The sequence below is a fragment of the Saccharolobus shibatae B12 genome (assembly GCF_019175345.1).
GTDB lineage: Archaea > Thermoproteota > Thermoprotei_A > Sulfolobales > Sulfolobaceae > Saccharolobus > Saccharolobus shibatae.
Genome location: NZ_CP077717.1, coordinates 1,140,093 through 1,163,130, shown reverse-complemented (window position 1 = coordinate 1,163,130; position 23,038 = coordinate 1,140,093). Strand labels below are relative to the sequence as shown.

Below are 23,038 nucleotides of genomic sequence, written 5' to 3'. Positions count from 1 at the left end.
GGAAAAGTTTTAAAAAGAGAGAGTACGCACATTATCTTATGAAAGAAAGAGAAGTTGAAGCTAAAAGATTAGTAGGAAAGAAAAATGTAAGAGGAAAAGTATACGAATATGAATACTTCACATTGCCATTAAACCTATACTTGCCTAAGTCAATGGTAGAGAAATTCGGAACAAAATATATGCTTCAAGTTGATGAGGATAGTGGGACAATAACAATAAAGCCTAAATCTGGTCAGTGAAACCAAGGATTTTTCCCTTCCGTATTATGAACGTTTTGTTAGCAGTGTGAATTTTGATGATTTTGTCCTTAATTTCAAGTTTAACTATTTTTTCATAAACCTCAGGTTTGTAGAGATGTAAGGAGATTAATATCGTAATTAGATAGATTAGAACAGGTATGATAAAAAGAAATAGGATGAAGATATCTCTGAAAATTACGTATAAAATGGAAACTAATAAGATACTAAAGAATGAAACATAATACATTTCGTTGATATGAGTCTTTTTATACCCTATCTCGTTCTCTGAATGGAGAAATATTACATAGTAACCATCATTGCTTAGTCCAATTGCTTTCTTTTTCACAGTATTAATTTGACATAAGAGCTATTTAATTGATACCTATTTGAGGATGCGGATAAATAATAAATATTAATAAAAAATACAGTACTACTCGAGATGAAAAGATACCTTATATTATTTTTGGTCTTAACAAGTATAATATTTGTACCAATAACTTACTCTTCTAATCAATTTAATTTCCTAAATATTGGAAATACAATTAGCTATAACATTTACGAGACATCATCAAGACTCGGAACCTACTTAACCTTCAACATAAGTATGAACCTAGTTTGGAATGGAACTGCCTTTGTGATAAGTGGTAAATCTATAAATAAAGTGTTTCCTGCAATAAATACAAACAATTTAACAATAGAGAACATAAGTGGTTCTTATCCATATCCTCTAAGTGTATGGATTAATACCGCAGCTGCTGGTACTCCTAACGGATTTCTAGAAACCGGCAAAGAATTCACCAGTTACGATGGCATTCCTTCTGTGGAATTCCTAGACTATAATAATTACACCTACATTTCCCTACAATACATGATACCTCTAAAGTCATACTATAGTGTAAACATAGACCCTGCCTCAAATTTAACATATAGCGCTACCGCTACGCTAACAAAAGGTGACTTAAACTTCTACACTGGGCCATATAACTTGTATAACTTGTCATTCAAATACGTATATCAAAACTACACTGTAGATCTATTCTTACTAGTAGCATCATCAAATGCGGAAATTAATTTCATAAATTACTCTAATCATGCAGCTTTTAACATAACTGGTTCAAAGTTCATAAGCCTACTAGTACCCATAACCACGTTCAACGACTTACTTGGAGTATCTAAGTTCATATATAATGGAACCACTTACGTCATAGTATTAACATCAACGGGAAATGCGTACTATTATAATACGTCCGTACCGATAATTGGAAGTTATATCCCTGGAACAAATTACTACATGATATCTATCCCATATTCAGGAAATCTAATAATTGTATTCGGAAATCATTACTCAAACTATGTTGTCGGAAGTTTTAACATAAAAAATAATGGGGTTGGTAATGGATTCTCCCTAATCTATGCTTTATCTGCAGTTGTAATAGTTGTTGTTGTAACAATAGCTACCTATATGTTAAGAAAGAAGTAACTTGGGGATATCATAGGGGGTATTAGCAACTGGAATTCCAGCTTCTTTAAACGCCCTTATTTTACTCTCAAAGGTTCCCATACCCATATAAACTACTGCTCCTGCATGTCCCATTCTTTTCTCCCTTGGTGCAGTCATTCCCGCTATGTAAGCTATAACTGGTTTCTTAATTTCTCCCCTCTTATACGCCTCTGCTAATCTCTCCTCCATGGTACCACCTATTTCTCCTATCACAACAATTTTTTCCGTCTCTGGATCTTGATCAAACATCTTTGCAACTTCTAAAGTGCTTGTTCCTATTATTGGATCGCCTCCTATGCCTATAACAGTAGATTGACCCATACCAGAGTTCTTAAGTAACTCTGAAACCTCATATGTTAGTGTACCAGATCTAGACACTATTCCTATTTTACCCTTCTTGAATGCTCTGGCTGGAAGTATTCCAACTAGACTTTCCTCTGGAGCTATTATTCCGGGACAATTGGGTCCTATTATTCTAGCTCCCCTAGCTCTGGCATACTTTATAGATCTAGCCATGTCCAAAACTGGTATGTGCTCGGTTATAGTTACAATTAATTTTATCCCCGCATCAACTGCCTCGTATATGGCATCCACTGCGTATCTGGCTGGAACGAAAATTATTGAAGCATCTGCTTCATGTTCTTTCATCGCATCCTTTACCGTGTCGTAGACTGGAACACTGTTAACTTGAGTCCCTCCTTTTCCCGGAGTAACACCAGCAACTATTTTTGTACCGTATTTTAGCATTTGCTGTGTATGGAAGCTCCCTTCTCTTCCGGTTATTCCCTGGACGATTACCCTAGTATTCTTGTTTATGAGCGTACTGCATCACCTATCATTTTTAATACATCATCATATACGTTTACTCCGTTCTCTCTTAATATTTTCTTCCCTAATTCCTCGTTAGTTCCTAATAATCTAACAAATATTGGCTTCTTTACTTCCTTTAGTGCATCAACTATACCTAACGCTACCTCATCACATCTAGTAATTCCACCGTAAATGTTTATAACAATCTTTTTAACTCTAGGATTACTACCCACTTTAATAACGCTTTCTTTAACGTGTTCCCTACTAGCTCCTCCGCCAACATCCAAGAAATTCGCTGGATTTCCACCATTTAATTTGACTAGATCCATTGAAGCCATGGTTAATCCTGCGCCATTACCTATTATCCCTATATCTCCTTCTAGTTCCACATAACTATCACGAACTTCTTGCCTCCCCAATTCCTTTAACAAATCCTCATGCCTATACAATGCGTTATCCTCTAAAATTACTTTAGAGTCTAGTGCTAATATCCTACCATCGTTAGTTAGTGCTAATGGGTTTATCTCAACTAGTTCAGCGTCGTAATCTACAAATAATTTATATAAACCTTGTATTATTTGCCCTAATCCCTTAACTCCTAGATACTTCTCAGCCTCAACAATATCATAACTCCTAACTCCCCTCTCTAATGGTATTATCATCTTCTTAACGTCCTTAGCTTGTTCAACATCAATACCTCCCTCTCTTGATAAAACTAACATTGGTTCCGCAGTTTCCCTATCTAACAATACTGAAGCGTAAAACTCCTTCTCGTGAGGAACGAACTCCTCCACTAAGAATTTCTCGACTCCTAGTTTTTTCAGCTCTAAAATAGTATTATAAACGTCTTCAGTTACTCTTACTAATCCTCTTTTACCTCTAGCGCCTTCCAATAGTTGAGATTTCACTACAGCTTTTCCTTGCCATCTTATTGGTTCAGAAGTTACAACACCATTAGGCACTGGTATCCCTACACGCTTAAAAAGACTCTTTCCCTCATATTCGTATAATTTCATACCACATACTTATCACATAAAAATTTAAACATTACTATGCATTACTTAAATTTAGTAAAAGTATTTAAAGAGGTCTATTTTGTATCACGAGGAATTCTCTCTATAATATTTGCATACTTTCTTCAAAATACAGTCTTCACATTTGGGATTTTCAATGAAACAAAATGCTCTACCTACAGTGACTATTCCAGCGTGTAGTAATTTGTATTCGTAGACGTTTCGTTCTAAATTCTCCTCTACTAATCTTTTAACCTCATTCTTTTTCTTTATATTAATCCCTAATACTCTAGATAATACTCTCTTACCGTACTCTGATGGTGGAAAGTTTGGTTTGTGCCCTGCAAAAAGCATGATTGAGTCAGCTGTTTCTTCGCCTATACCATCAATGCTTAAAAGTAGATTTCTGTCATAAAATTTCTCAACACTACCTAGATTTATTATGATTTTAGATAAATTAATCAATCTCTTAACCTTAGTCTTATAGAAGTTAATTCCTTTCAATACATCATATAATTCTTGCTCAGTAGTATTGTATAATTTATAAAAATCAGTCAAACCTTTACTCCTCATCTCCTCTACTTTACTCTTTACAATTTCCCATCTTGACATTTGAACCAATATTGCTGAAATAATTATTTCTTCTGCACTTTTTAGTCCGTCCCACCATTCATAAGAAGTTTCGGACGAAACTATCCAACCTTTTTCCTTCAATATGCTTCTATTGTTTTCAAATATTTCCAACAATGTCTCAAGTATTTTACGAATCATTATAGTTCACTTAATACATGTTTAACCAGATTTGGAGTACCTATATCAAAAACGTTAGGCTCATTAGCATGTTCTATAGCTTCTAGTAAAACGTTATAATCGCTCCACGTTATTGGATCACTTAAAAACGTAGCTCCCAATATCTCAGCATACTTCTTGGCATCACTTAACGTAGTTGCACTCTTCCAATCGTTGTTGTAAACCATTATTACCGGCTTCCTATACATTACTACTGCCTCCATGGCAGTTTTACCTTGATGCGTTATTACCAAAGATGCATTAGCGATCCACTTTTCTAAATCTGGATCAAAACTAAACGTAGTAACATTTTGACTACGATAAATTGTGGGATCTATTTTCCCCGTCTGTATGACAATCCTCTTCCTTATAGCGGATTTCACTATTGCGTCGAATAACCTCTTAAAACCCATGCTACCAGTTGTAACTAATATGTAGCCTTCATCCTTACTCTCATACTTAGGCTTTTCAACAATGGGTCCCACGACAATACCCTTCTTTTCATAAAGTTTCCTTTGCTCTTGCCAATGAAGAAATACACCCTTTCCGTAATTTGATATTATGCTTATCGCCTTTCCCTTGGTGATAAGTCTATCTTGACTTTCAATACCGTAAACCTTCCCACCTTTTAAGTATTGAAAAAAGGAAGGAAATATGGAGTGATTGCTCCCGGTGGCTATGATTAAATCGTATTTCTTAATATTGGCACTCTTTACTATTGTAGAGAATAATCTCTTAAATAACACTAGACTACTTTCGTCTGGTTCTCTTCCTTTAGGTATCTCGTAGATTTTATTTGCATATTGTGATATCATTTGTCTACTGTAAGGGTCATTTGTTGGTATCACGAAATCTACTTTTTCAGGTAAATATTGGGCAATAGCTCTGGCGAAGCCTGTATGACCACCACCACTGGCTATTATTAAGATTCTTGTCACAATACTCTTTGTAACAGCTAAAGATTTAAGTTAAATGACATAGCGATATTTATGGAAAGTTATAAGCCAATGTGGCTAAAGGGTGCGGTAATTTTAGCCATAAACCTAATAGATAAGGGATATAAGCCAGTTGCTGTTGGCCTAGGTGAAAGGGATTTCTACATTGATGTGAAATCAGACACTAGCATTACCTTAGATGAGGTAAAGAAGGCGATCAATGAGAACGTTCTAGCTAATGTACCCATTGAGAATAATCAGATAGTGTATAAAGGAAACAAGGTTTCAATAATAGAGGATAAGGTTTCAATTTCGACCAATTTAAATCCTAAGTATTTTGAAATTTTAAATATCTCAACTCATCATCCAAATCCCAATGAACAATACGTTAGAATTAGGGGTGTGGCTTTCGAGACTGAGGAACAGTTAAAGGATTACCTTACTTGGCTAGAAAAGGCTGAGGAGACTGACCATAGGCTGATTGGAGAAAAGTTAGACTTATTTAGCTTTCATGAGGAAGCCGGATCAGGATTAGTGCTATTCCATCCTAAGGGACAAACGATAAGAAATGAACTCATTGCGTTTATGAGAGAGATAAATGATAGCATGGGGTATCAAGAAGTTTATACTAGCCACGTTTTCAAGACTGATATATGGAAAATATCCGGTCATTATACCTTGTATAGGGATAAATTAATTGTCTTTAACATGGAAGGTGATGAGTACGGAGTAAAACCTATGAATTGTCCTGCTCACATTCTAATTTACAAATCTAAACCTAGAACCTATCGTGATCTTCCAATCAGATTTTCAGAGTTTGGCCATGTATATAGATGGGAAAAGAAAGGAGAATTATATGGGTTACTGAGAGTTAGAGGTTTCGTCCAAGACGATGGTCATATTTTCCTTAGGGAGGATCAACTAAGGGAAGAAATTAAGATGCTTATTTCTAAGACAGTGGAAGTTTGGCACAAGTTCGGCTTCAAAGATGACGATATTAAGCCTTATTTGAGTACAAGGCCGGATGAGAGTATAGGTTCTGATGAACTGTGGGAAAAAGCAACTAACGCGCTGATTTCCGCGTTGCAAGAATCGGGCTTAAAATTCGGTATTAAGGAAAAAGAAGGTGCATTTTATGGGCCTAAAATCGACTTCGAGATAAGGGATAGTCTAGGTAGATGGTGGCAATTATCCACAATACAGGTTGACTTCAACTTACCTGAGAGGTTTAAGTTGGAGTACATTGATAGGGATGGGGTAAAGAAGAGGCCAGTAATGGTACATAGGGCAATATATGGATCAATAGATAGATTTGTTGCAATACTACTTGAGCACTTTAAGGGTAAGCTACCAACGTGGTTAAGCCCAGTCCAAGTTAGGGTTTTACCGATAACTGATGAAGTAAATGACTACGCTGAAAAAGTGTTAAACGATATGAGAAAGAGGAGAATAAGGGCAGAGATTGATTATGCGGGTGAGACCTTAAGTAAGAGGATTAAGAACGCATACGATCAAGGAGTTTCATACATATTGATAGTAGGTAAGAAGGAAGCTAGTGAGGGTACAGTAACTGTTAGAGCTAGAGGTAACATTGAAGTAAGGAACGTTAAGTTTGAAAAGTTCCTAGAGTTATTAATCACCGAGATTGGGCAAAGGGATGTAGAACAAACTACAGTAAAAGCGTTAAAATAGTGAATTTTTTATAACAATATATAGTATATTAATACTTGTGCTAGTGTATGGTTTGTATAAAAGTCCTCTTGGCTATATAACTGTTGCTAAGGACGATAAGGGATTTATTATGCTGGATTTCTGTGACTGTGTAGAAGGAAATTCAAGAGACGATAGTAGCTTCACTGAATTCTTCCATAAGCTAGATCTCTACTTTGAAGGTAAGCCAGTAAACTTAAGGGAGCCTATTAACCTAAAGACCTATCCTTTTAGATTATCAGTATTTAAAGAAGTAATGAAGATCCCTTGGGGAAAAGTTATGAGCTATAAACAGATAGCAGATTCACTGGGAACTTCTCCAAGAGCTGTTGGTATGGCTTTATCTAAAAATCCCATTCTTTTAATCATACCATGCCACCGAGTAATAGCTGAAAATGGTATTGGAGGATACTCCAGAGGAGTAAAGTTGAAGAAAGCCTTATTGGAACTGGAGGGAGTCAAAATACCAGAATGATGTGGAAAAACTTATTGCAGGATTAATCAATTACTTTTTAACAAAAAGAGCTTTATATCGTGTTTGAGTTACTTAATCATTCTCCAAAGTCCGAATAGATAAGTCTAGAGCTGAAGAATTCGAGGGAAAGAACTTTCAAAATAGTCCTCTGCACTATGAAGCTTTTAGGGTTATTGGAAAATGTTTATTAAATTGGAAATATTATGTATGTTATGCACGCGGTTATTTTGGCGGGTGGGTATGGTAAGAGATTAAGACCACTTACAGATGATAGACCTAAGCCTTTGATTGAAGTGGCTGGGAGACCAATAATTGAATGGCAGATCTCTTGGCTTAAACAGTTCGGTATTACATCCTTTGTAATATTAACAGGCTATAAATGGGAGGTTCTAATAAAGTGGTTAAGTGAAAACGAAAAGAGACTGGGAATTTCAACTTATTTTTCTATAGAAGAGGAACCTTTAGGTACTGGTGGAGCACTAAAGAAGGTCGAGAGATTATTAAGTGCTGAAAACGCGTTTATAGTACTCAACGGCGATATAATAACTAACCTAGACATAAGTAAGTTGAAAGTATCCAGCGAAAACGTAATGACAATGTCACTAGTTCCCCTCAAGAGCCCATACGGAATAGTCGAAACTAAGGATGACAAGATTATAGATTTTAAGGAGAAGCCAATCTTAGAAAACTACTGGATAAATGCAGGAGTATATTTAATAAGAAAGGAAATATTCAAATATTTACCAGAAAAGGGAGACATGGAAAAACTCACTTTTCCTAAACTTGCAAAGGAATCGTTATTGATGGGCATAAAATATTATGATGTCTACTGGCGATCAATAGATACAATAAAAGATATAGAGGAGGTCTCTGAAGATTTAATAAAGATGAAGAACGGGCTAAGCTCTGAAAGGTGAAGATCAAATCCGCGACTGATTTAATGAACTATGAAAAGTTCCTCATCTTCCTCTCCTAACCATTTTTTCATTGTCTCCTTGACACCTAATTCCTTAATATCATCCATTATTCTGTCCATTAATCTGTTAATTACCAAATCTCTACAATCGTCTGGTATATTCTCCTTAATTATTAAAAATATTTGTTTTATTATTCTTAATTCCTCTTCCTCTTCAATCATATCAGAAATTTTACTTAAAAAAACACGACTGAGATTCACGAAAGTATTTTCTGTCTCACGTTTTCAACTATCTTGGGCAATGAAATTTCCACTGGTTCCCTTACGACGTAATCCGCAATACTATCCAACGGGGTCTCCTCCATATTTAAAATTATTAGCTTACCACCTCTTTCTTTTACGGTCTGTGGAATTAAATTGGCTGGATATACAGTTAATGAAGAACCTATTGAGATTACGAGATCAGATTCATAGGCAATACTTAGTGCCTCATAAATGTTCTTAACTGGTTCCCCAAAAAGTACAACATCTGGCCTTATTATCCCACCGCAATCACACCTAGGTGGAAGATTACCCTTTTCTATCATACTTAGGACGTTTAGAGAATCATAAGTCCTTAAGCATGAAACACAATATGACCTCCTCATAGTTCCGTGAAGCTCAATAACGTTCTTAGAACCAGCCTTCTGATGTAGACCGTCAATATTTTGCGTTATTATTACCTTTATTATACCCATCTTTTCTAACTCAGCCAAAGAGTAGTGTGCCTTATTAGGTTGGGCTTCGAATAATCCCCTCATTCTTAATGAGTAGAATTCCCAAAAATTTTTGGGATCTTTTTCAAAATATTCTATACTAGCTAACTCTGGTGAATACTTCTTCCATAATCCTTGAGGACCTCTGAAATCGGGAATACCAGAAGCTGTACTGATACCAGCTCCGGTAAAGGCTATGGCGTAAGAAGAGGAAATAAGTTCTTCAGCTATTTTCTCGTATATCATAATTAGAATATACTACTAGTAGGTAAATAAGATTTTAAAATAAAAAAGGTTTGAGTTTAACTTTCATCTTTTTAGATCCTCTGCAGATATATTGCTTTTAGTCTTGAACCCTAGGGCACTAGCTATAAGTGTACCTATGACTGAAACTACCAAGTTCAGTACTAACGCTATTACTGCAGCATACATTAAACCGAAAGGCGTAGGATATAGAGACGTGGCACGAGGTAGTCCAAATGTGAAGAACATATAGGTCCCGCTTATAATTCCAGTAGCCCATCCCGCAGTTAATGCCCATGGATTAAACCATTTAGTGTATAAACCTAAGAACACTGCCGGTAATGTCTGTGTTATAAGTATTCCTCCTAGCAATTGGAGGTTGATGGCATATGTGGATGGAACTAGGAATACGAAGGCTAAGGCTAAGAACTTTATAACAGCTGAAATCCACTTAGCTAACGTAGTTTCCCCTTTAGGTGTAATGCTTGGATTTACCTCTTTTATCACATTTCTAACTAATAAATTGGACGCCGCTATTGCCATTATTGCAGCTGGGACTAAGCCACCAACAAATATACCTAGTAGCATTATACCAGCAGCCCAGTCCGGCATGGTTGATGTTATTAATGCAGGAACTGCAAGAGCACCCCCATATTTAGATACTACACTTAATGCATTTGGTACCGCATAAACTAAAATACCAAATAGTGCTATTATTGCTAGACCAATACCATAAATTGGCAATAATGCTGTACTATACATTAATCTATTTTTATCATCAGCACTTAGTGAACCGTTTATTGAATGTGGATAAAGGTATAGGGCTAGGGCACTACCTAAGAATAAACTCCAATATGCTATTTGTAAGTTATTTGGTAATGTATCATATCTTGCTGAAAGGTTTGCTGCGTTTATAGCACTAAAGGCGTGAGTGAAACCCCCATATTGTAGTGGTACGATTACGATTACCGATATGACCGTGATCCAGATCAAAATATCTTTAAAAACTCCAGTTAACGCAGCACCCCTAAGACCGGAAGTATATGTAAATGCAGCTAAAATTATGAAGGAAACTATTAGGGAAATTTCAGACACTAAGGCCGCGTTACCTATTCCTAATAACATCATCTGTAAGACCGACTTCATACCTACTATTTGCAATGCTATATAAGGTAGTTCAGCGACTACACCAGTTAACGCTATTAAAGCCGCTAAAATGCTACTGTTGAATCTATCTTTCACGAAGTCTGCTGCTGTTACATAACCTCTATTTCTCGAAACAATCCATAGTTTAGGCATTGTCAACATGGCTATTGCAAAGGTTAAAGAAACATATGGTACTGCGAAGAAATATATTGCACCTTTGGCGTAAAGGCTTGATGGTACTGCAATAAATGTATACGCTGTGTATAAATCTGCACCCATCAAGAACCATACTAGAACAGTACCTAACCTTCTTCCTGCCAACCCCCATTCATGAAGTAAATCCAAGTTTCCTTTTCTCCAGAAGGCACCATAAAATCCAAGGAATATGAATACTATGAAAAGCGCTATGAAGACGATTATACCAGCTAGTCCTAGCATCTATATCACCTTCTGGCAAGAAGGAGTGCGGCTATTGAGAAAAGTATTGTTGATATCGCTAACCACAATGTTTGATACCAATAGAAGAACGGCAAACCTCCTAAATCTGGCTCTACTTTATTGTATGTCGGTATTGCAAAATATGCGATAAATGGTATTAGAAGTAGGATTCCCGCTAAAATACTTTTCACACTTACCATTTAACCACTATTCTTACGCTAAGAAATTCCTATATATAATTCTTTCTTTCATTATATCGTTTGAAACATTAAAGTATTTATAGAGTGGTATTAACTTTATAAACTAATATCAAGGAAAGCTATATCCTACTTACTCTCTATATGCTCTAACACATATTTAGCCAATTCAATAATTTCTTTCGGCATGTTTAGCTGATCAAGGGGTGTATAAATTGCTTCTTTTTTAAATGGGATTTTAACTATTTTATTGGTTAGATTTTGAACCTTACTAATATCTATTCTTTCTCTAGGATTATACATATTTATTACTGAGGATATTACATCAAAATTCACCAAATCGTTTCCCAGAGATATGCTTAATTCATTCTTAATATAATCCTTAAACAGTTCCATGAATGCTAAACTTTCATCTACCAAAAACTGATTAGGGGGCAATATTAGGATTAAATTGTAATCTAATCTTTTTTCATTCAAATAAGTATAGTAAGCTTGAAGCTCAGTATCTAAACAAACATCTGATGGTATTGATGGATTATCAACTATCATCAAATCGTAATCCGAAAATCCACTATAGATATCTGCTATTTTTGTAGGTTCTATATTTTTTATTTTCCTACTACAGCCTATATTAATTACTGTAAGTCCATTGTCAACTTCCTTGAAATACATAAAAGAAGACTGACCCACTGTCAAATAAGATAGTAAGTTGCCTTTTATGTTATAGACCCTACTAATTGTAGATGTCAAATCTTTATCTACTAATAATATCTTACGGCTTGTAGCAAGTGCTTTGGTGAGAAAATAAGCTATAAATGATTTCCCTACACCACCTTTGACGCTGGCTATATCAATTCTTTCCATTATAAGAATCATTTGATAATTAGAGTTTAAATAAATTAGCAGTTTCCAACAATATGAGAAAGTAGAGACACTCATAGCTGAAAAGACTAGTAATACATTGGATGTAAAGCAAAAGTTTATAAACTACAATATATAGAAAGTCTACCATGGCTAAGAAAAGAAGCAAGCTAGAAATTATACAAGCAATACTTGAGGCGTGTAAGACGGGATCTCCAAAGACGAGAATAATGTATGGTGCCAATCTAAGCTACGCCCTAACTGGAAGATATATAAAGATGTTAATGGATCTAGAAATAATAAAACAAGAAGGAAAGCAGTACATGTTAACCAAAAAGGGAGAGGAACTACTCGAAGATATAAGGAAATTTAATGAAATGAGGAAGGATATGGACCAATTAAGGGAGAAAATTAATAGCGTACTATCTATTAAACAATAAAAGAAGTTTTTCTTTAAATACTAGTAGTTTTTTCTACCTCTACGCCTACTATATATGCAATCTTCACCTTTAAATCTTTCATTAATTGGTCTATATCAACAAGCAATTTCTTGCTTAAATAATGTGTATCCACCTTATATGTATATGCCCTTCTTCCCTTTTTAGAAGTTTCTATTTTTTCTTTAATTATCATATTCTTCTTCTCGAGATTCAGTATAGATTTATTTACAACAGATTTTGTAATATTCAGTTTGCTCGAAATTTCCTCCATGGTTAGGGCGTTTTGGGATTTAATTAGCAGTTTTAAAATTTCTATATCCCTATCACTGAGTCCATAGAGAAATTTTACTACATTGAATATGTCAGCTACTCTGCCATCTGGCATGCTTATTTCATTTTTACCTTGCATAATTAGAGGATTTCATAAAACTCTTAAAAATCTTTTGGTAACTTGTAAACTTAATTTATAATGATAAAAGAGAATAGTTAAAATTACAATTTATTTAGGATCTAATGCGCCGTTTCTCAACGCGTAAATTGCCCTTATTAACTCGGCATGACTCCACGCTAAAGGAGAAACTGATGGATAGTTATCGTTCTCATCAATTTGTTCTGGCATAACCCCAGTTGGTAAAGATTTCGACAAGGCCCAATCTAACTTCTCCTTAGCCTTCTCTTTCTCACCCATTAACGAATAAACTTCAGACAACCATAATGTTGATATAAACCAGATATTGGGAGTACCACCTCCCTTCAAATATTGATCACCCTCATACCTAGCTAATCCCCTTTTAACACTTAACTTCTCTATGACAGTCTCTAAATTCTTTGCAAAACGAGAATTACCAATAGGAATTACATTAAATATTGGCGCCAATAACGTACTTGAGTCAACGGTCTCATCGATCTTGTGAACCTGACCTTCCTTTATATATATCGTTCTAGCGTAATGGTCACCGACCCAGAATAAATCTGACGCATTACGCATCTGATCTGCAACTTTCTCATATTTTCGCGCTAACTCGTCTTCTCCAAAGAATCTGGCAAAATCTGCTGCAGCCCTCAACCCTGCAATTACAGTTATTGTAGTATAAAAGTGAATACCAATCCTTTCTTCCCAAAGATCAAATGAGGGAAGTGGAAGACCAGTCATCTTTTCTCTATAATTTACTAGAAAATCAGCTATTCCCTTCACCATAGGTCTATAATACGTCTTTATAAAATCAACATCCTTCCATTTTGAGAAGTGAAACCATAAGGCGTAAAGTACTAATGCAGTCTCATCTTCTTGAATAGGCAAATATTCTAGAGTCCAGGGATGCCATGTGGAACCGAAATGTCCATCAACAGTGTATTTGTGAAACAGTGCTCCATTTATTGTGAAAAGCTTTCTAGTGAACTCAAAGAATTGCCTAGATCTATCAAAATATCCCATTAGCTCAAGAGCTAAAATACAGAACACCGCATCCCTATGCCACACGTAGTTATACGTATCTCTATTGAACTTCATAATATCAGTATCAAGTGACGCTATTATGGCACCATTGTTCTGTACATGAGATTGCAAAATCAGTAAACTTCTCCTCAAAATAGAATTATATTCACCATAGTCGATTACTTTACTTAACCATCCCCTCCAATAGTCCTCAACTCTTTTAAATAGAATCTGGGGTGTTCTCTTCCTCACGTAATCGCTTAAGCCCCTAACTTCGTTGTAATTCTTACCAGCTACTAACCATATGTAAAAATCTTCTCCATATAATTTGAAACTACTAGCGAAATCGACAGAACCTTGGGCAATTGGATTACCGGAAAGTTCACCATCTTCACAGTCCTTCCATGTACCTAAAAGACCTTTATATTCCTTAATTCCCGTAGCGTACTGGTAGAAGGGAATAGAAGGTGAAAGCAAAAACCATCTAGAACCTTTATATTGTATCATAGACTCAGAGTAAGGATCGAAAAGTGCGGTATTCCCATCTGGTGTTCCACCAACATGAAAATCAAAGGCGGTAAAAACTCTAACGTCCTTATCTTCTACACCTTTTACTGAAATTTTCCTTATCCAAATATCGTAAGCCATGTCTATTACATCTTCTAAATAAAAATTGACTCCCTCAAAGGAAAAAGAGGAATATACTGCTAAAGTATCGTCTAAATATCCAATCTTTGGATTTAAATTATCTAACCATGAGAACTTACCATTAACGAATACGCCAAACCTACCCTTGTGTAAATTATTTGTAGTCGTTAACGGCCAATATAATTCCCTTATCGTAAAATTACCATCATATAGGACTGTTAATGAACCATTGCCTAAAATCAAATGTCTAGTCATATAATACATAATGTAGAATTCCCTTTTATTCTAACCCCTTTTAACACAAATCTAATAACTCAAGAGAAAAAAAGAATCGTGCTCTGCCTATTTGTTTTTAGAAGAGATCTAAGGTTAGATGACAACACTGGACTAATTAAAGCTCTAGAGGAATGCAAGAAAGTCGTTCCTGCATTCATATTAGACCCTCGACAAGTTGGCGATGAAAACCAGTACAAATCGGAATTCGCATTAAACTTCATGATTAACTCCTTAAATGAGCTAAATGACGAGCTAAGGAAAAGGGGATCTAAGCTTTACGTCTATTACGGAATTGCAGAAGAGGTAATAAAGAACTTACTTAAAGAGATTGACGCTGTTTATCTTAATGAGGATTACACACCCTTTAGCAAAATGAGAGACGAAAAAATTTACAAATATTGCGAGGAAAGTGGAAAAAATATAAAGTTTTTTGAAGATTACTTACTCGCTTCAAAGAACGATTTTATGAACTATAAGAGCTTTACAACGTTTTACAATGCAGTGAAGAATAAACGGGTAAAGAAACCTATTCATAATAATTACACAAATTATTATAAAAATTCTTTAGGAGACGAATACGAATTACCACCTAGTAGAGAGGGAAGAGGAGGAAGAAAGGAGGCCATTAAATTAATAGATAGAGCAAAGCAAATCGATTATACTAGAAGAGATTTCGTAGCTGAGGATAACAGAACCTTTCTTTCACCTCATCTGAAATTTGGAACTGTATCCGTAAGAGAAGTATATTATTCTCTGATAGATAATCAAGCAATAATTAGGCAATTATATTGGAGGGATTTCTATACCCTATTGGCTTACTATAATAATAGAGTATTTCATGAACCGTTAAGAAGGGAATATAACTGTATTGAGTGGGAGAACAATGAAAGGCTACTTCAAGCCTGGATTGATGGAAAAACTGGATACCCAATAATAGATGCTGGAATGAGGCAATTGAGCCGGACTGGCGATATGCCAAACAGAGTTAGAATGTTGGTCGCATTTTTCTTAGTTAAGGTTCTTTTAATAGATTGGAGAATAGGTGAGAAGTACTTTGCAAGTAAACTAATTGACTATGATCCTTCAGTTAACAATGGAAACTGGCAATGGGTAGCTTCAGTAGGTACTGATTATATATTTAGAGTATTTGATCCTTGGAAGCAACAGACTACATATGACCCAGAGGCAAAGTATATAAAAAGGTGGGTAGATGAATTGGAAAGCTATGACGCAGAGATCATACATAATGCGTACAAATATACTCTGAAGAACTACCCTAAACCTATAGTAGATTGGAGAATAAGGGTAAATCTGGCAAAGAGACTTTACGAGGTATGTAGGAAATCTAAAATAAAATAGGTTTCTTTTTCGAATTTGGTACGATGTAAATGTAATTCCTTCGTAAGAAATGCTTATTTATTAATAATCTTAACTTCTTATTGATGTCAGCAAAAACGTTAACAGAGAAAATTTTAAGCAGGGCATCGGGAAAGGATGTCTCACCTGGAGATGTTATAGAGGCTAAAGTGGACTTAGTAGCATTTCATGACTTAACTGGTTACCACGTGATAGAGGTAATGGAAAAGGCTAACATGATTAAAGTTTTCGATAAGAGTAAATTGGTAATAGCTTTTGATCATTTAGCTCCACCTCCAGATGTAAGGAGTGCAGAAATTCAAGGCTATATAAGAAAGTTCGTGAAATCGGAAGGTATTCCTAATTTTTACGACATAAATTACGGAATTTTACATGAAGTCATGATAGAGCAATACGCCAACCCTGGACAAGTTATTTTAGCAGCTGATAGTCACACAACCACATCCGGTGCTGTAGGAGCATTTGCTCAAGGTATGGGAGCTAGTGATATTGCAGCCGCTGTAATAACTGGTAAAACTTGGCTAGTAGTTCCACAACCGTTTAAAGTAGTTTTAGAAGGAAAACCTGCTAAATGGATAACTGGGAAGGACGTTGCATTAAAGTTGCTAGGAGACTTTAAGGCAGATTACTTTAATGGAATGACGTTAGAAATCTTTGTCAAGGATCCCTTAAGTTTTCCAATGGATTATAGGGCAACAGTATCAAATATGGGAATTGAAATGAATGCTGACGCATTAATGTTCATACCAGATCAAGAGACTAAGAGATACATCAAAGAAATGAGAGGATACGAACCAGAACTGGTCACACCAGATAATGGAGCGAAATACGCTGATGAATACGCTATTCAATTAGACAAAATGGAACCATTAGTTGCAGCTCCTCATAGTGTAGATAACGTTAAGGTCGTAAATGAATTGGAGGGTACTCCAGTAGATCAGGTTTACATAGGTTCTTGTACAAATGGTAGGCTAAGCGATTTTGAAATAGCTGCTAAAATAATGAAGGGAAAGAAGGTCAAGAGTAGATGTATAGCCATCCCTGCGTCTTACAGAATGTTTAAGGAGGCTTTAGAAAGAGGTTATATACAAACATTAGTTGATGCTGGTTGTATTGTAACGTATGGAACTTGTGGACCTTGCCTAGGTGGTCATTTCGGTATAGCTGGTCCCGGTGAGAATGTTGTATCAACAAGTTCCAGAAACTTTAAAGGGAGAATGGGAAGTAATGAGGCTAAAGTTTACTTATCTGGTCCCGCTGTTGCTGCAATTAGTGCATTAGAAGGTAAGATTACAGATCCCAGGGTGATCTGAATGATAATAGAAGGTCCAGTAATTAAGTTTGGTGATAAAATAGATACTGATATAATAATTCCAGCTAGGTACTTAAAATATACTGACCCACAGTACTTAGCCCAGCACGTTATGGAACCATTAGACCCAGAGTTTTATAAGAAGGCATCAAAGGGTGTTATAATAGTTGCGGGTAAAGTATTTGGAATGGGGTCCTCAAGAGAACAAGCTGCTATAGCCCTAAAGGCTGCTGGAGTTAAGGCAATAGTTGCTGAGTCATTCGCTAGAATATTCTATAGGAATGCGATAAATAATGGTTTACCAGTCATAACGTTGCCTAATTCCACGAAGGAGATCAATGAAAACAGTTACGTCAAAATTAACGTGGAGACTGGTGAAATCTTGGTTGGTAATAAGGTGCTTAAGGGAAAGGGCATAACAGGGATGGCACTAGAGATTCTACAAGCAGGAGGAATAATGGAATATCTAAAGAAGATGCAGACAGTTAACCGAAACTAAAAAGTTTATTTTTTAGTTTTTAATACTATTATTGTGAAGTGGATTATTATCGGTTTGGTCTCCCTACTGCTTACAATCGTTGATTACAAGATTGGAATAGAGAGTGTTAAACTCGTTTATGGATATGCAGTATACCAGCTTTTAACTACAATTCCATTTAATGTTGTATATCTTTGTTTGATTTTCCTAATAGAATTATTAATAATAAATTCATTTTTAAAATTAAGAAGAATTTTCAATATTTTTCGTCATAAAGATAAATCCCCAATGTAGTTTACAATAGGAAAAACGGTCGAAAAGCTTTTAAGAATTTATAAGAAGAGAGAAAACGGTGAAGTTGTTGGAAGAATCCTAGAGGCCGTAGATATAGCTTACGCTTACCCAAACGGATATTTAGTATTCGAAAATATCAACATGTATACTAAGGATAGGGAGCTTATAGCTATAGTAGGTCCGTCTGGGATTGGTAAATCAACACTCCTAAGAGTATTAGGAGGATTCGTAAAACCACTTAAGGGGGAAATTCGACTGCTAGGAAAAAAGGTAACTAGCCCAACGCCAAAAATTGCACTAATACACCAGTCAATAGCCACTTTTCCTTGGTTAACTGCATTGGAAAATGTTAAACTAGGCTTAAAATATAGGAAATTACCCAAAGAAGAAGAAGACAGATTAGCTAAGCATATGCTAGAAGTAGTAGGACTTCAAGGTTTTGAGGACTTTTATCCAAAACAAATGAGTGGAGGAATGAGACAAAGAATAGCAATAGCTAGAGCCTTAGCTGCTAGCCCACTAGTACTTTTAATGGATGAACCATTTTCACACCTAGATGAGTTAACTGCAGAGGGTTTAAGGCAAGAAGTACATTCCATGCTATTTAATGAATCTACTACACTTCACAGCGTAGTTTTAGTATCTCATAATTTGAGCGAAGTGGTGGAATTAGCTGACAGAGTTTACGTTCTAAACGGAAGACCAGCTACAGTAATTGGAGAAGTAGAAATAAAATTAGAAAGGCCAAGAAACCCAAAGGATGAAAATTTTCAAGAGTATTTAGATATACTTTACGCCCTCTTAACTCCAGTAAAGAAAGGAGGGAACAATAATGAATGAGCTTGTAATGATATTTTTGGCCTCCGTCGCATCATTAGGTAGGGTTTTTCTTACAATATGGTTGTCAATAATTACTGGGTGGTTTCTAGGGTATATAGCAATAAAAAGTAAAGTATTTGAAAATATTTATATTTCAGTAGTAGAAGTTTTCGAATCTGTTCCAGTTATTTCATTCTTTCCAGTTGTTTTAATATTCTTTGTGTATAAGATAGGTGGATATATCGGTATAGAATTAGCAGTAGATTTTCTAGTTTTCACTGCTGTAGTATGGAATATATGGATAGGGATATACCAAGCTTTCAAGACCGTTCCAAGCGACCTTTTAGAAGTTAGCGAAAACTACAGATTAGGCTTTCTGGGTAAAATGTCAAGACTATATATCCCTTACTCATGGCCTAGAATAGCGGCAAATCTTATACCAAGTTTCGCAGATGCGTTCTTCTATATAACCGTTAGTGAGGTTTTCTCAATAGGCAGCTCTAGTTATCACGTATTCGGTATAGGTACGCTAATTGGGGAGTTTACCGCATCGCAAGAATATAATCTAGCCTTAGAAGGATTAGGGATTCTTGCAATTTTAATAATTATATTTACATATTTATTAAGAAGATTTGCCAATTATACAGTATCCAAGTATGGGTTGGACACTGAAGTAAAAGTGACTAAAAGAGGTAGAATGAGAATAAGATATACCACGAGAATGTCAAATACGATAGCCCCTTTCGTCAAACTATCTAAATATGTAACAAGAATTGGAAGTAGGGGTGCAATCAGTGAAGAAGAGACTAGGAGGAACTTACCTTGGAGATATTTGGGCATTGGAATCTCGGTGCTTTTATTGGGATTATTAGTTTATGGTGCTTTCTCCACAATTTCCTCAGTACCTCAATCTGTTTGGCTTTCCCTAATCTCAACTACCCCTAACATCCTTTTTAACCTTTTAATAGACTATGCAAGAGTACTTTTTATTGCAATTGTTAGCCTAGTATTCTCAATATTTCTAGGATATTTCCTTGCAACCCGTGAAAGAGTAGAGAAAGTATTAATTCCGGTAATACAGACCTACGCATCTTTTCCAGCTCCAGCTTACTTTCCATTAGTTTTCACAGCTACCATAAGTTTTATTCATGGTGTATTTGGAAGTTGGACGGATGAATTCTACGTAATACTCTTGGGTTTCATTTCAACTTTCTATTATGTTTTCTATAGTTATTGGCTAGGAATAAAGAACATGCCTAGTCAGTACTGGGAGATAATGAAGAACTATAATTTCTCTTTCTGGCAGAAATTGAGATATGTGATTGTGCCTTCAACATTTCCTTATATAATTGCTGGGCTTTCCAGTACGATTAACAGCGCATGGGGAGGTTTAGCGATAGGAGAATATTGGAAAATTTCAAACAGTTATACATTACAAGTCAGTCACGGTATAATGAAGAGCATTGCAGTTGCTACCGCAAATGGAAATGTTCCTCTTGCAGCCTGGGATTCGTTAATATTTGGAATAGTGGTAATAATTTACTCAATATTCTTCACAAGAAAAATGATGGATTTAGCAAGGCAGAAATACGTTGCAGAGGAAGGAATTTATTTAGCCTAAATCAGCGTTCGCGCATGTCCTCACTGATCAGTTCCCGGATTCGTCATCCTCACTTACTATAGAAAAGATTGCATTAAAAATTTTGCTGAACTATAACCTCACATGATCATACTTTGCACACAATATATAAATTAGTTTAAAAAACAAAATCTTGCATGCATAAAGGATTTTATAATGAAAATTTTTTAAAAAATCGACTAAGCCCAAATTCCTAATGTTAAAAACTTTTAAACCAGTCTAACTATATTAATATAGTATGCCACCCTTTAATAAAGTTCTCGTAGCCAATAGAGGAGAAATTGCCATAAGGGTTATGAAAGCCGTAAAAGAAATGGGAATGAAGGCAGTTGCTGTATATTCTGATGCTGATAAATATTCTCCCCACGTTAAATATGCAGATGAAGCTTATTGGATAGGACCACCCCCAGCTTTAGAAAGTTACCTGAATATTGAAAGAATTATCGATGCGGCAGAAAAGGCTCATGCAGATGCTGTACATCCCGGTTATGGGTTTCTTTCTGAAAACGCGTCTTTTGTAGAAGCTGTTGAAAAAGCTGGAATGGTGTTTATAGGACCTTCTGCTTCTGTAATGAATAGAATCAAGGACAAATTGGAAGGAAAGATGATAGCTAGAAAGGCTGGTGTCCCCACGTCCCCTGGACCTTTATCACCAATTGAAAATGTAGATGAGGCGTTAAAGATAGCTGGGGAAATAGGATATCCCATAATGTTGAAGGCTGCGGGAGGCGGAGCAGGAGTGGGTATTATAAAGGTTGATAATCCTAGTGAACTAGCTGAGGCTTTTGAAAGAAGCAAAAGATTAGCGTACTCTGCCTTTGGCAGGGCAGAAATTTACATAGAAAAGGCTGCTATAAAACCAAAACACATTGAAACACAATTGATAGGAGATAAGTATGGAAATTACGTAGTCGCCTTTGAAAGAGAATGCACAATTCAAAGAAGGAACCAGAAGTTAATTGAAGAAGCTCCCTCACCGTCCATTAAAGAAGAGGAAAGAAAGGAGATTATTGAGGCGTCAATAAGATTTGGGAAAGAAATTAACTACTTTACCTTAGGTACCATGGAGTTCGTGTTCTCACCAGTTACTCATGAATTTTACTTCTTAGAAATTAATAAAAGAGTTCAAGTAGAGCACACAGTCACTGAGTTCATAACTGGAATAGACTTAGTCAAATTACAGATAAGACTAGCTGCTGGCGAATATTTGCCTTTTTCCCAAGAGGATTTGAAAATAAGAGGACATGCAATACAGTTCAGAATTAACGCTGAGGACCCATTAAATAACTTCACGCCTCAATCCGGATACATAACCTATTATAAGGAACCAACTGGTCCCGGTGTGAGAGTGGATAGTGGTATAGAAGTTGGTTCATGGGTTCCACCATATTATGATCCCCTTGTTTCCAAGTTAATTGTTTATGGGCAAAGTAGAGATTATGCCATTCAAGTCGGACTAAGGGCTCTAAACGATTATAAAATAGGAGGAGTTAAAACTACAATTCCATTATATAAGTTGATCTTGCAAGATCCAGACTTCTGGGAAGGTAATTTCACTACTGCATATATCCCTGAGAAAGCAGAGTACTTCACGGCCAAATTAAAAGAAGAACAAGAGATGCAAATTGCAATAGCCATTTCTATTTATAATAGGGGATTGATGAAGAAAAAGACTGAACAGAAAGCACCCATCTCAACTAGTAATGGTAAAAGTAATTGGAAAACTTATGGTATCATATCACAATCCTCTCCAAGGGTGTTGTGGTAATGAGGCTGTTTAGACTTTATAGCGAATTGGGAGATACGTATTTAGTATCCTATGAACAGAGCGGCAACAGTCTTGATAAAATAAAAATAGGAGATAAAAATTATGAAGTAAAATATCTAGGACCAGGCAATAGGGAAAATGAGTATTTATTTGAGATTAATGGGAAAAAATATTATGTTTTCATAGAGTCTGATGGTACTTTGATCTTCAACAATCAAGATTTCTTAAGGTTAGATAAGGTAACTGAAATTCCAGTAAAAGGAGAAGAAAGAGTTGAGGAAATAATTAGAGGAAAGGAAGGAGAAATTGTATCTCCATTATTTGGAAGGATAGTTAAAATTAGAGTAAAGGAAGGAGATGCAGTAAATAAGGGTCAACCTTTGTTATCCATTGAAGCGATGAAGGCAGAAACGGTAATCTCATCGCCAATAGGTGGGATCGTGCAAAAAATTCTGATCAAGGAAGGACAAGGTGTAAAGAAGGGAGATATTTTAATTGTTATAAAATAGTTTTACAGTTATGAG

General features: G+C 35.7%; 26 protein-coding genes. 14 read left to right on the top strand and 12 right to left on the bottom strand.

Annotated elements, in window-relative coordinates; translation table 11 throughout:
- The first annotated feature begins 38 nt into the window (after window positions 1-38).
- The gene (locus J5U23_RS06500; protein ID WP_218259998.1) at window positions 39-239 is read left to right on the top strand and encodes a hypothetical protein; all 201 of its coding nucleotides are present in this window, start codon (window positions 39-41) and stop codon (window positions 237-239) included.
- Here the strand turns inward: J5U23_RS06500 and J5U23_RS16075 are convergent.
- A complete protein-coding gene (locus J5U23_RS16075; RefSeq protein WP_322789633.1) occupies window positions 223-585 on the bottom strand; it encodes a hypothetical protein in 363 nt (120 codons plus the stop codon). The two genes, J5U23_RS06500 and J5U23_RS16075, sit on opposite strands and share 17 nt — an antisense overlap.
- A gap of 93 nt (window positions 586-678) precedes the next feature.
- Between J5U23_RS16075 and J5U23_RS06495 the strand changes: the two genes are divergently transcribed.
- Window positions 679-1,719: a hypothetical protein gene (locus tag J5U23_RS06495; RefSeq protein ID WP_218267307.1), complete on the top strand. Its 1,041-nt coding sequence runs from the start codon at window positions 679-681 to the stop codon at window positions 1,717-1,719.
- On the opposite strand, the gene sucD is transcribed toward J5U23_RS06495, so the two are convergent.
- The 4 genes from sucD to J5U23_RS06475 form a co-directional block, all read right to left on the bottom strand.
- A complete protein-coding gene (sucD, locus tag J5U23_RS06490) occupies window positions 1,705-2,556 on the bottom strand; it encodes a succinate--CoA ligase subunit alpha (protein WP_218267504.1) in 852 nt (283 codons plus the stop codon). The two genes, J5U23_RS06495 and sucD, sit on opposite strands and share 15 nt — an antisense overlap.
- Window positions 2,553-3,566 carry a succinate--CoA ligase subunit beta gene (locus J5U23_RS06485; RefSeq protein WP_218259995.1) on the bottom strand — a complete coding sequence of 338 codons (1,014 nt, stop codon included), beginning with the start codon at window positions 3,564-3,566 and terminating at the stop codon, window positions 2,553-2,555. Before J5U23_RS06485 ends, sucD begins: the two co-directional genes overlap by 4 nt.
- An 84-nt stretch (window positions 3,567-3,650) precedes the next feature.
- Window positions 3,651-4,334, bottom strand: coding sequence for an endonuclease III domain-containing protein (locus J5U23_RS06480; RefSeq protein WP_218267306.1), 684 nt, complete (start codon window positions 4,332-4,334; stop codon window positions 3,651-3,653).
- Window positions 4,334-5,290 carry a UDP-N-acetylglucosamine--N-acetylmuramyl-(pentapeptide) pyrophosphoryl-undecaprenol N-acetylglucosamine transferase gene (locus tag J5U23_RS06475; RefSeq protein ID WP_218259993.1) on the bottom strand — a complete coding sequence of 319 codons (957 nt, stop codon included), beginning with the start codon at window positions 5,288-5,290 and terminating at the stop codon, window positions 4,334-4,336. The genes J5U23_RS06480 and J5U23_RS06475 overlap by 1 nt, the downstream gene beginning before the upstream one ends.
- 51 nt (window positions 5,291-5,341) lie before the next feature.
- Between J5U23_RS06475 and thrS the strand changes: the two genes are divergently transcribed.
- The 3 genes from thrS (at window position 5,342) to J5U23_RS06460 (ending at window position 8,389) form a co-directional block, all read left to right on the top strand.
- Complete coding sequence (gene thrS / locus J5U23_RS06470; protein WP_218259992.1) at window positions 5,342-6,979, top strand: threonine--tRNA ligase; 1,638 nt, start codon at window positions 5,342-5,344, stop codon at window positions 6,977-6,979.
- Window positions 6,980-7,016: 37 nt separating this feature from the next.
- Window positions 7,017-7,472 carry a methylated-DNA--[protein]-cysteine S-methyltransferase gene (locus tag J5U23_RS06465; RefSeq protein ID WP_218267305.1) on the top strand — a complete coding sequence of 152 codons (456 nt, stop codon included), beginning with the start codon at window positions 7,017-7,019 and terminating at the stop codon, window positions 7,470-7,472.
- A 203-nt stretch (window positions 7,473-7,675) separates the two neighbouring features.
- Window positions 7,676-8,389, top strand: a complete 714-nt coding sequence (locus J5U23_RS06460; protein WP_218259990.1) for a nucleotidyltransferase family protein — start codon at window positions 7,676-7,678, stop codon at window positions 8,387-8,389.
- A gap of 20 nt (window positions 8,390-8,409) precedes the next feature.
- On the opposite strand, the gene J5U23_RS06455 is transcribed toward J5U23_RS06460, so the two are convergent.
- From J5U23_RS06455 to J5U23_RS06435, 5 genes are all read right to left on the bottom strand, one after another.
- Complete coding sequence (locus tag J5U23_RS06455) at window positions 8,410-8,610, bottom strand: hypothetical protein (RefSeq protein ID WP_218267304.1); 201 nt, start codon at window positions 8,608-8,610, stop codon at window positions 8,410-8,412.
- Window positions 8,611-8,645: 35 nt separating this feature from the next.
- Window positions 8,646-9,389 (bottom strand): NAD-dependent protein deacetylase, encoded by a 744-nt coding sequence (gene cobB, locus J5U23_RS06450; RefSeq protein ID WP_218267303.1) that lies wholly within the window; start codon window positions 9,387-9,389, stop codon window positions 8,646-8,648.
- 63 nt (window positions 9,390-9,452) lie between these two features.
- Window positions 9,453-10,970 (bottom strand): sodium:solute symporter family protein, encoded by a 1,518-nt coding sequence (locus J5U23_RS06445; protein ID WP_218267302.1) that lies wholly within the window; start codon window positions 10,968-10,970, stop codon window positions 9,453-9,455.
- A gap of 5 nt (window positions 10,971-10,975) precedes the next feature.
- Complete coding sequence (locus tag J5U23_RS06440; RefSeq protein WP_218267301.1) at window positions 10,976-11,170, bottom strand: DUF3311 domain-containing protein; 195 nt, start codon at window positions 11,168-11,170, stop codon at window positions 10,976-10,978.
- 126 nt (window positions 11,171-11,296) lie between these two features.
- Window positions 11,297-12,031 carry a ParA family protein gene (locus J5U23_RS06435; RefSeq protein WP_218267300.1) on the bottom strand — a complete coding sequence of 245 codons (735 nt, stop codon included), beginning with the start codon at window positions 12,029-12,031 and terminating at the stop codon, window positions 11,297-11,299.
- A 146-nt stretch (window positions 12,032-12,177) separates the two neighbouring features.
- Between J5U23_RS06435 and J5U23_RS06430 the strand changes: the two genes are divergently transcribed.
- Window positions 12,178-12,468, top strand: coding sequence for a winged helix-turn-helix domain-containing protein (locus J5U23_RS06430; RefSeq protein ID WP_218259984.1), 291 nt, complete (start codon window positions 12,178-12,180; stop codon window positions 12,466-12,468).
- A gap of 13 nt (window positions 12,469-12,481) precedes the next feature.
- Here the strand turns inward: J5U23_RS06430 and J5U23_RS06425 are convergent, their stop codons facing one another.
- Window positions 12,482-12,877, bottom strand: coding sequence for a helix-turn-helix domain-containing protein (locus J5U23_RS06425; protein ID WP_218259983.1), 396 nt, complete (start codon window positions 12,875-12,877; stop codon window positions 12,482-12,484).
- A 90-nt stretch (window positions 12,878-12,967) separates the two neighbouring features.
- A complete protein-coding gene (locus J5U23_RS06420) occupies window positions 12,968-14,806 on the bottom strand; it encodes a glycoside hydrolase family 15 protein (RefSeq protein ID WP_218267299.1) in 1,839 nt (612 codons plus the stop codon).
- Window positions 14,807-14,884: 78 nt separating this feature from the next.
- Here J5U23_RS06420 and J5U23_RS06415 point away from each other — a divergent pair, with 78 nt between their 5' ends.
- From J5U23_RS06415 to J5U23_RS06380, 8 genes are all read left to right on the top strand, one after another.
- Window positions 14,885-16,186, top strand: coding sequence for a cryptochrome/photolyase family protein (locus J5U23_RS06415; RefSeq protein WP_218267298.1), 1,302 nt, complete (start codon window positions 14,885-14,887; stop codon window positions 16,184-16,186).
- A gap of 83 nt (window positions 16,187-16,269) precedes the next feature.
- Window positions 16,270-17,517 (top strand): 3-isopropylmalate dehydratase large subunit, encoded by a 1,248-nt coding sequence (locus J5U23_RS06410; protein ID WP_218267297.1) that lies wholly within the window; start codon window positions 16,270-16,272, stop codon window positions 17,515-17,517.
- Entirely contained in the window at window positions 17,518-18,015 is a 498-nt protein-coding gene (locus J5U23_RS06405; protein WP_218267296.1) for a 3-isopropylmalate dehydratase small subunit, read from the top strand.
- A gap of 33 nt (window positions 18,016-18,048) precedes the next feature.
- On the top strand, window positions 18,049-18,288 hold the full coding sequence (locus tag J5U23_RS06400) for a hypothetical protein (RefSeq protein ID WP_218267295.1): 240 nt from the start codon (window positions 18,049-18,051) through the stop codon (window positions 18,286-18,288).
- Window positions 18,289-18,429: 141 nt separating this feature from the next.
- Entirely contained in the window at window positions 18,430-19,128 is a 699-nt protein-coding gene (locus J5U23_RS06395; RefSeq protein ID WP_218259977.1) for an ABC transporter ATP-binding protein, read from the top strand.
- Window positions 19,121-20,728, top strand: coding sequence for an ABC transporter permease subunit (locus tag J5U23_RS06390; RefSeq protein WP_218259976.1), 1,608 nt, complete (start codon window positions 19,121-19,123; stop codon window positions 20,726-20,728). The genes J5U23_RS06395 and J5U23_RS06390 overlap by 8 nt, the downstream gene beginning before the upstream one ends.
- 256 nt (window positions 20,729-20,984) lie before the next feature.
- A complete protein-coding gene (locus tag J5U23_RS06385) occupies window positions 20,985-22,514 on the top strand; it encodes an acetyl-CoA carboxylase biotin carboxylase subunit (protein WP_218267294.1) in 1,530 nt (509 codons plus the stop codon).
- Window positions 22,514-23,023, top strand: a complete 510-nt coding sequence (locus J5U23_RS06380; protein WP_218259974.1) for an acetyl-CoA carboxylase biotin carboxyl carrier protein subunit — start codon at window positions 22,514-22,516, stop codon at window positions 23,021-23,023. The genes J5U23_RS06385 and J5U23_RS06380 overlap by 1 nt, the downstream gene beginning before the upstream one ends.
- The last annotated feature ends 15 nt before the right edge of the window (window positions 23,024-23,038 follow it).

Bases quoted from the DNA above. Each gene is read 5' to 3' on its own strand.
- J5U23_RS06500 (WP_218259998.1), top strand. From the start codon at position 39: ATGAAAGAAAGAGAAGTTGAAGCTAAAAGATTAGTAGGAAAGAAAAAT.
- J5U23_RS06495 (WP_218267307.1), top strand. From the start codon at position 679: ATGAAAAGATACCTTATATTATTTTTGGTCTTAACAAGTATAATATTT.
- J5U23_RS06485 (WP_218259995.1), bottom strand. From the start codon at position 3,566: ATGAAATTATACGAATATGAGGGAAAGAGTCTTTTTAAGCGTGTAGGG.
- J5U23_RS06480 (WP_218267306.1), bottom strand. From the start codon at position 4,334: ATGATTCGTAAAATACTTGAGACATTGTTGGAAATATTTGAAAACAAT.
- thrS (WP_218259992.1), top strand. From the start codon at position 5,342: ATGGAAAGTTATAAGCCAATGTGGCTAAAGGGTGCGGTAATTTTAGCC.
- J5U23_RS06460 (WP_218259990.1), top strand. From the start codon at position 7,676: ATGTATGTTATGCACGCGGTTATTTTGGCGGGTGGGTATGGTAAGAGA.
- J5U23_RS06455 (WP_218267304.1), bottom strand. From the start codon at position 8,610: ATGATTGAAGAGGAAGAGGAATTAAGAATAATAAAACAAATATTTTTA.
- cobB (WP_218267303.1), bottom strand. From the start codon at position 9,389: ATGATATACGAGAAAATAGCTGAAGAACTTATTTCCTCTTCTTACGCC.
- J5U23_RS06445 (WP_218267302.1), bottom strand. From the start codon at position 10,970: ATGCTAGGACTAGCTGGTATAATCGTCTTCATAGCGCTTTTCATAGTA.
- J5U23_RS06440 (WP_218267301.1), bottom strand. From the start codon at position 11,170: ATGGTAAGTGTGAAAAGTATTTTAGCGGGAATCCTACTTCTAATACCA.
- J5U23_RS06435 (WP_218267300.1), bottom strand. From the start codon at position 12,031: ATGGAAAGAATTGATATAGCCAGCGTCAAAGGTGGTGTAGGGAAATCA.
- J5U23_RS06430 (WP_218259984.1), top strand. From the start codon at position 12,178: ATGGCTAAGAAAAGAAGCAAGCTAGAAATTATACAAGCAATACTTGAG.
- J5U23_RS06425 (WP_218259983.1), bottom strand. From the start codon at position 12,877: ATGCAAGGTAAAAATGAAATAAGCATGCCAGATGGCAGAGTAGCTGAC.
- J5U23_RS06420 (WP_218267299.1), bottom strand. From the start codon at position 14,806: ATGACTAGACATTTGATTTTAGGCAATGGTTCATTAACAGTCCTATAT.
- J5U23_RS06410 (WP_218267297.1), top strand. From the start codon at position 16,270: ATGTCAGCAAAAACGTTAACAGAGAAAATTTTAAGCAGGGCATCGGGA.
- J5U23_RS06405 (WP_218267296.1), top strand. From the start codon at position 17,518: ATGATAATAGAAGGTCCAGTAATTAAGTTTGGTGATAAAATAGATACT.
- J5U23_RS06395 (WP_218259977.1), top strand. From the start codon at position 18,430: ATGTATACTAAGGATAGGGAGCTTATAGCTATAGTAGGTCCGTCTGGG.
- J5U23_RS06390 (WP_218259976.1), top strand. From the start codon at position 19,121: ATGAATGAGCTTGTAATGATATTTTTGGCCTCCGTCGCATCATTAGGT.
- J5U23_RS06385 (WP_218267294.1), top strand. From the start codon at position 20,985: ATGCCACCCTTTAATAAAGTTCTCGTAGCCAATAGAGGAGAAATTGCC.
- J5U23_RS06380 (WP_218259974.1), top strand. From the start codon at position 22,514: ATGAGGCTGTTTAGACTTTATAGCGAATTGGGAGATACGTATTTAGTA.